Here is an 8,191-nt window from a genome sequence, read left to right on the forward strand (position 1 = left end):
ATCGATGAAGACCTATGCCCTCCTGGCGCTCGGCGCCGCGCTTTCGACCGCCAGCGCCACGACGCCGGCCCAGACGGCCACCCCGACACGGCAGGCAGCGGCCGCGGATCGGCCATGGGCCGACAAGACGCTCGACCCCGATCGGCGTACCGCGCTGTTGCTGGCGCGGATGACGCAGGACGAGAAGCTGACGCTCGTCTTCGGCTATTTCGGCACGCCCAAACCCGACAAGAACTATCTGCCCGTCGCCGAGGCGCGCGCCGGTTCGGCGGGCTATGTTCCCGGCATCCCGCGCCTCGGCATCCCGCCGCAATGGCAGACCGACGCCGGCATGGGCGTCGCCACGCAGGTCGCCGCCGCCCAAAAGCGCGAGCGCACCGCCCTGCCCTCCAGCCTGTCGATCGCCGCCTCCTGGGATCCGGCGCTCGCCTATCGCGCAGGCGCGATAATCGGGGACGAGGCGTGGCGATCGGGTTTCAACATCCTACTCGGCGGCGGCGTCAACCTGGTGCGCGAACCGCGCGGTGGCCGCAATTTCGAATATGGCGGCGAAGATCCGCTGCTCGCGGGCATCATGGCGGGGCGACAGGTCGCCGGGGTGCAATCGCAGAACGTCGTCGGCACGCTCAAGCACTTCGCGATGAACAACCAGGAGACCGGGCGCGGCAAGGGCAACTCGGTCATCGGCGATGCCGAGGCACGCATGTCCGATCTCCTGGCCTTTCAGATCGCGCTCGAGCAGAGCGATGCCGGCGCCTTCATGTGCTCCTACAATCGGGTCAACGGCACCCATGCCTGCGAGAACCCCTATCTGCTGACCGACGTGTTGCGCCGCGATTGGGGCTTCAAGGGCTTCGTGATGTCGGACTGGGGCGCGACGCACTCGACGGTTGCCGCCGCCAACGCCGGGCTCGACCAGCAATCGGGACATCCGTTCGACGACGCGCCCTATTTTGCCGCTCCGCTGAAGGCAGCGTTGACCGCGGGCACCGTCAGCCCGGAGACGCTCGACCGCATGGCCGGCGGGGTCCTGCATGCCATGTTCGCGAGCGGCCTGTTCGACCGGCCGGTGACCGGCGAAACCGCGATCGACTATGCCGCGCACGCCACGATCACCCGCGACGCCGCCGCGCGCGGTGCGGTGTTGCTGCGCAACGAGCGGTCAATGCTGCCGCTGTCGCCCGCCGTGCGCTCGATCGTCGTGATCGGCGGCCACGCCGACAAGGGCGTGCTCGCCGGCGGGGGATCGTCGCTGGTCTACCCGCGTGGCGGCAATGCGGTTCCCGGTCTTCAGCCGACCGGCTGGCCCGGCCCGGTGGTCTACTATCCATCGTCGCCGCTCGAGGCGATCAGGGCACGCGCACCGAACGCCCGCGTAACCTGGCTCGATGGGCGTGACCCGGCGGCGGCAGCCGCGGCGGCGCGGGCCGCCGATGTCGCGATCGTGTTCGCGACGCAATGGACGGCAGAGTCGCACGATACCGACATCGCTCTCGAAGACGGCCAGGACGCGCTGATCGCCGCCGTCGCCGACGCCAATCCCCGCACGACGGTCGTGCTGGAAACCGGCGGTGCGGTGCTGACGCCGTGGGCGGATCGCACCGCCGCCATCTTGGAGGTCTGGTACCCCGGCACCAACGGCGCCCCGGCGATCGCGGACCTGCTGTTCGGCGTCGTCGCGCCGAGCGGAAGGCTGCCCGTCACCTTCCCCGCGTCCCCCGACCAGATGGTCCGCCCCGGTCCGATCGACCCCCGCAACCTGCGCGGCGCGGAAACCGCCGACGTTCGGCTCAGTGAAGGCGCGGCGGTCGGTTACAAATGGTTCGAGCGCCAGCGCCTGACACCCCGCTTCGCGTTCGGTCATGGCCTGACCTACACGCGGTTCACGCTCGGCGCCCTGACCGCAGCGCCGCGTGGCGACGGAGTGGTCGCGCGCTTCACCGTCCGCAATACCGGCCAGCGCCGCGGCTTGGCCGTGCCGCAGCTGTATGTGTCGCCGGTTGCCGGCGGGTGGGAAGCGCCCAAGCGGCTCGGCGGATGGCAGACCGTCGACTTGCCGGCCGGCGCCTCGCGCCAGCTGACCGTCACCATCGACCCGCGCCTGCTCGCGACGTTCGATCCGCAAAGCCGGCGCTGGCGGATCGCGGCGGGGCGGTACACCGTCGCGCTTGCCCAATCGTCGAGCGACATTGCGGCAACGACGACCGTCACGCTCGCCGAACACAGCCTGCCGGTCGGCTGGCGGCCATGATCCGCGCCCAGGCGATACGGGCGCTCGCATGGCTGGCCCTGCCGCTGTCCCTCGGCGGCCATGCCCCGGCTGCGTCGGCACAGGCGGCGGACGTCCCCTCTCCCGCGCTACTCGGGCATATCTTCGGCGATCACGGCGTCTTGCAGCGCGACCGCCCCATCCCGGTGTGGGGCCGCGCCGCGCCGCGCGCCGCCGTCTCCGTCACCCTCGCCGGCCGCACGGTCGCCGTCCGCGCCGACGCCAGCGGTCGCTGGAACGCCACCCTGCCGGCCATGCCCGCTGGCGGTCCCTACACGCTCACCGCAACATCGGGCGCCACCCGGCAGACGCTGTCCGACATGCTGGTCGGCGACGTGTACCTGTGCGGTGGCCAATCGAACATGGAATTCCCCGCCCGCCGCGCCACCGGCGCATGGGGAGGAGTCATCCAGCGCGCCATGCCGTCGCTGCGTTTCGCTCATGTCGAGCGCGACAGCCAGCCCGCCGCGCTGCGCGATTTCGCCAAGCCCGTGGCGTGGAAGATCGTCGATCCGCAGTCGGTCGGCGATGCGTCAGCCGTCTGCTTCCACATGGCGGCGACGCTGCAACGCCACCTGGGCATTCCGATCGGCTTCATCGAATCCTTCTGGGGCGGCACCACGATCGAGAACTGGATCGCCGCGCCGGCGCTCGGCACCATCCCCGATTACCGCCCCCGCCTGGCAACCCTCGCCCGTACGGCGCGCGATCCCGACGCCGGCCTGCGCGAACAGGATGCCCGCGACGACGCCTGGTGGCGGGCCCATTACCCATCGTGGAACGCGGAACGCGCATGGCGGGGCGTCGACGTCGACGCATCGAGCTGGCCGATCGCCCGATCGAGCGTCGCCAACACCCCGGCCACCACGCCGCTCACCGTGGGCTGGTATCGCCAGACCTTCGACCTGTCCGCCGCCCAGGCCGCAGCCGCCACCCGTATCGGGCTCGGCACGATCGATCGGCACGACAGCGTCTGGATCAACGGCCGCTGGATCGGCGCGAACGATGCTGAATGGTTCTGGCGCGATTATCCGCTGCGACCCGGCGTCCTCCACGCCGGGCGCAACGTCATCGCCATTCGGGTGCTGGGTCGCGCCAGTCTGACCGGCGATCCGGCGCAGCGCGCCATCGTGCTGGACGACGGCACGCGCGTGCCGCTGGCCGATCGCTGGTCATATCATCGCGGCGGCGCGGTACCCGACGGGACGCCCCCGATCGCGGCGTGGCAGGTGCCCAACAGCCTGTCGACGCTGTACAACGGCATGGTCGCGCCGCTGGGCGGCTACGGCCTGCGCCTCGTGGCCTGGTACCAGGGCGAGGCGAACGTCGGCGATCCGGCCGGCTATGCCCGGCTGCTGCCGATGCTGATGACCGATTGGCGGCGCCAGTTCGGCCAGCCGGCGCTGCCGTTCATGGTCGCGCAGATCGCTTCCTTCGGCCCGCCGCCGATCCGACCCGGCGATGCGCCGCGTGCCGCCTTGCGCGACGTTCAGGCACGGGTGGTGCGCGCCGATCCTGCCGCGGGTCTCGCCGTAACCATCGACGTCAGCGATCGTTTCGATGTCCATGCGCCGCAGAAGCGGCTGGTGGGCGAGCGGCTGGCGCGGGCCGCGCGTGCGGTGGCCTATGGCGAGGCGATCACCGCCGGAGGGCCCCAGGTCAGTGGCGTGTCGCGTCAGGGTACTGACCTTATCGTCACCTTCGATCGCGCCGCAGGCGGCCTGTTCACCTACAGCAGCGACGTCGCGATCGGGTTCGAAGCCTGCGCCGGCAGCGACTGCCGCTATGTCGCGGGGCAGGTCGAAGGCGGCGCCATCCGCCTGCGCGGCGCCAACCGGCCCGGCACGAACCGCGTCCGTTATGGCTGGGCCGACGCGCCGTTCGTCAACCTCTACGGCGCCGACGACCTGCCCGCGGTGCCGTTCGCCAGCGACGTCCGCTGATCGGGCATCAGCGCAGCCGGGTCATCGCCGCCGCGTGATCGGCGATGATCCGGCGCGTCGAAGCGTCGGTGTCGAAGACGCTATACCAGCCCTGCGGCTCGTGCGGCGGATCGCCCATGTAGGATGCCGGCCCCGCGACGTAGCGGTGCTCGGCGCCACCCGCACGGCCCGCACCGCCCCACGCCCAGAAGTTCGTACCCGCGATCGGTCCACCCACCGCCGCATCGGCCTGCGCCAGGTCGTAGATCAACCGGTAGAAGCGATCGCGCCACAGCGTCGCGGTGCCGGGATCGTAGCCGACGTCACGCGCGAAGCCGAATTCCTCGATCACCAGCGGCTTGCCCAGTCGCCGCGCCAGGCGGACGTGATCGGCGACCGACTGGCGTACACGCGCTTCGCCGCGCTCCCAGCTGCCCGGGATGTCCTTGGGATCGATCCACCGCCAGTTGAGCGGCCAGACGTGGACGGTCAGGTAATCGATGCCGGTCGACCCATGTTCCGCGAGCACGCACGCCTCGTCCTCGACGCAACCCATCAGCCCCTCGCTACCGCTCGACACCAGATGGTTGGGATCGAGCGACCGGATCAGCGCCGTCGTGTCCGACACCCACCGCAGGAACGCCGGCATGTTGGCCTGCGCCACCGCGGTCCCGCCGCCGGGGCGCGGTTCGTTGGCCAGCTGCCACGCCATGATGGTGGGATCGTCGCGATAGCGCGTGCCGGTGACGCTGTTGGTACGGCTGACCACCGCGCGGACATAGTCGCGGTACAGCCGCACCGCGCGCGGATCGGCATAGAAGTCCGACGCGCGATCGGCGAATTCGGGCCAGGGATGTGCCGGATCGCCGTTGTTGATGAACTTCCCGCCGTTGACCCAGGACAGATAGGTCATCATCCCGCCCGACCATTCCCAGAAGTTGGTCAGGTACAGCACCGCCGTCATCTGCCGCTTCGCCATCTCGGCCAGCGCCACGTCGAGCCCGCGCAGCAGCGCGTCGTTATAGGACGCGCCGGCATCGCGGAACGTCGGCCGAAGCGAATTCTTCAGCGGTGACAGCTCCGACGAGGCGAGGATGCGCAGGTTGCGCACGCCCATCGCCGCCAGCATGTCGAGTTCACGCCGAAGCCGATCCACGTCGCCGACCGGCGCCGCCGCGCCAAGGTAGGCGGCGTACCACATGTTCGCGCCGCCGTAGCGATACGGCTTACCCTGGCGTTCCAGCCGCATGCCCTTGCGCCCGACGAACGCCGGCGCCGCCGGTGCAGCCGACGCTCCACCAGCCAGCGTCAAAGCCATGCCGCCTGCGATCACTGCCCGTCGATCGATCGTCATCGTCTCACCGTTCCTCGAAAATGGGGGTCGCATCGTCGCCGCCGTCAGCCGGCCATGTCTTCCAGTTCGCGACCGCGCGTCTCGACGACCAACGCGCGGACGAAGAAGAACGAGAGCAACGCGAAACAGGCATAGCCGGTGTAGGTGATCGCCAGCCCCGGCGATACCGCGAGCGCAGGAAAGCTGACCGCGATCAGAGCGTTGGTGATCCACTGGGCAGCGCCGGCGATCGCCAGGCTGGCGCCGCGCGTGCGGTTGGGGAACATCTCGCCCAGCATCACCCACATCACCGGCCCCCAAGTGCCGTTGAAGAAGACCACGTAGAGATTGGCCGCAACCAGCGCGACGAGGCCGTTGCTGCCCGGCAGCGCAACGCCGCCGCCCGGTTGCGCCACCGCGGTCGAGAACGCCCAGGCCAATACCGCAAGCGTCACCGCCATGCCGATCGATCCGGTGAGAAGCAGCGGCTTGCGCCCGATCCGGTCGATGCAGGCGATCGTGCCCAGGCACGCGGCTACCGATAGCACCCCGGACAGGATGTTGATCTTCAGCGCGTCGCTTTCGGCGAAGCCGACCGCTTCCCATAGCGTCGCGCCGTAATAGAAGACGACGTTGATGCCGACGAGCTGTTGAAAGGCGGCCAGCCCGACGCCGACCCACAGCAAGGGTCGGATGCGTCCCGTGCTGCGATCGATCAGGTCGGCGAAGCTGGGTCGCCGCTCGGCCGCAGCCGACGCTGCGCGGATGTCGTGGAGCTTGCGCGCCGCTTCGCCGGCCCCCTCCAGTCGGCTGAGGACGGCGAGCGCCTTCTCGTCCATGCCCCTGGCGACGAGATAGCGTGGGCTTTCGACGACGGCGGTCAACGCCAGCAGATAGATCGAGGCCGGGATCGCCTGCAGCCAGAACATCCAGCGCCACGCCGGAAGATCGAGCCACAGCGCCGCGGTCGAGCCGCCGGCAAAGCTCGCGAGCAGGTAATTGGCGACGAATGCGCCCGTCAGCCCGGCGATGATCATGATCTGCTGAATGCTGACCAGTCGTCCGCGGACCTCGGCGGGGACGATCTCCGATATGTAGATCGGCGAGATGACGCTCGCTGCCCCGACGCCAAGCCCGCCCAGGATACGCGCGACGATGAAGATGGCGGATGACGTGGCACCCCCGGCGAGCAGCGCGGACAGCAGGAACAGCCCCGCCGCGATCATCATCACCGCCCGGCGACCCACCACGTCGGCCAGGCGGCCGGCACCGAACGCACCGACCGCGGATCCCAGCAGGATGGCGCCGACGTTGACGCCGATGCCGAGCCGCCCCAGGTCGAACGCAGCCTCCAGCCCCTTTTGCGTGCCGTTGATGACGCCGGAATCATAGCCGAACATGAACCCGCCGATCGCCGCCACGAACACGGTGGCGAGTATCAGGCGACGGTTGGTTGTCGATCCTTGGTCCATCGTAAACGCCGTTCCTTCGAGTAGATGCCGGCGCGATGCTGAGCGACGGTGATGGTATGCAGGCGATGGCCGCGACCTGGGACGCGCTCGCCCGATGGCGTGCTAGCGATCGGGCTCGCGGCTCAGGCGGATGGCCTTGACGTCGCCTACCTGCCCGGCCGGCAGGCTCGCGGCGCCCAGCGAAAGCCACGCGGTAGCGGTCGGCAGGTCGAGGTAGCCGAGGTCGGCATGCGCCCAGCGGCGCTCGGGCGCTTCGTCGAACGGATAGGTGCGACGCCCCCATGAGGAGGCAGCGGGCGCCGCCAACGGCAGGATCGCCGATGTGCTCGCCTGGCCGAACGAGGCGACCATGCGCGGCCCCGTCGCACCGCCGGCGGTCGCGTAGCTGACGCTTACCCGATATCGCCCGGGCCGGTTCACCTGGACGAGCCAGCGCATCGACGCCGAAGTGTCGGTCCAGCGGTCGACCCAGTCATGCGCCCAACCCCAATCGCCATGATAATGGATGCCGCTGCCTTGCAGGCTGGCTTCGTTGGCCTGCAACTCCGTGACGTCGTGCCCCGGCAGCCCCAGTTGCACCGGCTGCACGGCGCCGGCGCCTGCCGACGCGTCCGCATACCACGCCATATAAGCCGCCTTCATCGCGGCGAGGCGCGGCGCGTCTCTGCCCGAAACGTCGGTCGCTTGCGACGGATCGGCGATCACGTCGTACAGCGCCAGGCCCGCGTCGGGCTTGAAGGTGGCAAGCCAGCGTCCCTGGCGCACCGCCCCGGGTGTGGGCTGGATCGCGACCTCGGACGGCCTTCGCGTATTGCGCAGCTGGTGCGTGAACAGGAACCGCTTGTCCCAGGCGGCACTGGCTGGCTCACCCTTCAGCAGAGGCACGAGCGACGTGCCGTCGATAGGCGGGCCGGGCGGCGGGGCGATGCCCGCCAATTCCATCAGCGTCGGATAGATATCGATGTGCTGAGCGGGCGTATCGATCCTCTTGCCGCTGGCCAGGTGCCCCGGCCAGCACACGACGAACGGCACGCGCGTACCGCCCTCGTCGACGCTCCCCTTCGACCCCTTCAGGGGACCGGTGAGAGAAGGCCCGAAAACGTACGCTCTCATGACTGCCATCCGAGACGCTGGCCGAGTTTACTCCTTCGCTGGCCAGGAAGCCAGCGTCGCATTGACCTTGGCGGGTGTGCCG

At 69.7% G+C, this 8,191-nt stretch carries 5 protein-coding genes; 2 read left to right on the forward strand and 3 right to left on the reverse strand.

Annotated features, from left to right (window positions below; genetic code table 11):
* Positions 1-4 precede the first annotated feature (4 nt).
* Both J2Y58_RS18405 and J2Y58_RS18410 read left to right on the forward strand, forming a co-directional pair.
* Entirely contained in the window at positions 5-2,251 is a 2,247-nt protein-coding gene (locus tag J2Y58_RS18405) for a glycoside hydrolase family 3 C-terminal domain-containing protein (RefSeq protein ID WP_310106450.1), read from the forward strand.
* Complete coding sequence (locus J2Y58_RS18410) at positions 2,248-4,212, forward strand: sialate O-acetylesterase (protein ID WP_310106451.1); 1,965 nt, start codon at positions 2,248-2,250, stop codon at positions 4,210-4,212. Before J2Y58_RS18405 ends, J2Y58_RS18410 begins: the two co-directional genes overlap by 4 nt.
* A gap of 7 nt (positions 4,213-4,219) precedes the next feature.
* Here the strand turns inward: J2Y58_RS18410 and J2Y58_RS18415 are convergent, their stop codons facing one another.
* The 3 genes from J2Y58_RS18415 to J2Y58_RS18425 form a co-directional block, all read right to left on the reverse strand.
* On the reverse strand, positions 4,220-5,545 hold the full coding sequence (locus J2Y58_RS18415) for a cellulase family glycosylhydrolase (RefSeq protein ID WP_310106453.1): 1,326 nt from the start codon (positions 5,543-5,545) through the stop codon (positions 4,220-4,222).
* Positions 5,546-5,589: 44 nt separating this feature from the next.
* Positions 5,590-6,996, reverse strand: coding sequence for a sugar porter family MFS transporter (locus J2Y58_RS18420; protein ID WP_310106455.1), 1,407 nt, complete (start codon positions 6,994-6,996; stop codon positions 5,590-5,592).
* Positions 6,997-7,098: 102 nt separating this feature from the next.
* Entirely contained in the window at positions 7,099-8,118 is a 1,020-nt protein-coding gene (locus tag J2Y58_RS18425; protein WP_310106457.1) for a sulfatase/phosphatase domain-containing protein, read from the reverse strand.
* Between the last annotated feature and the right edge of the window lie 73 nt (positions 8,119-8,191).

This window comes from Sphingomonas sp. BE138 (genome assembly GCF_031456125.1).
Classification (GTDB): domain Bacteria; phylum Pseudomonadota; class Alphaproteobacteria; order Sphingomonadales; family Sphingomonadaceae; genus Sphingomonas.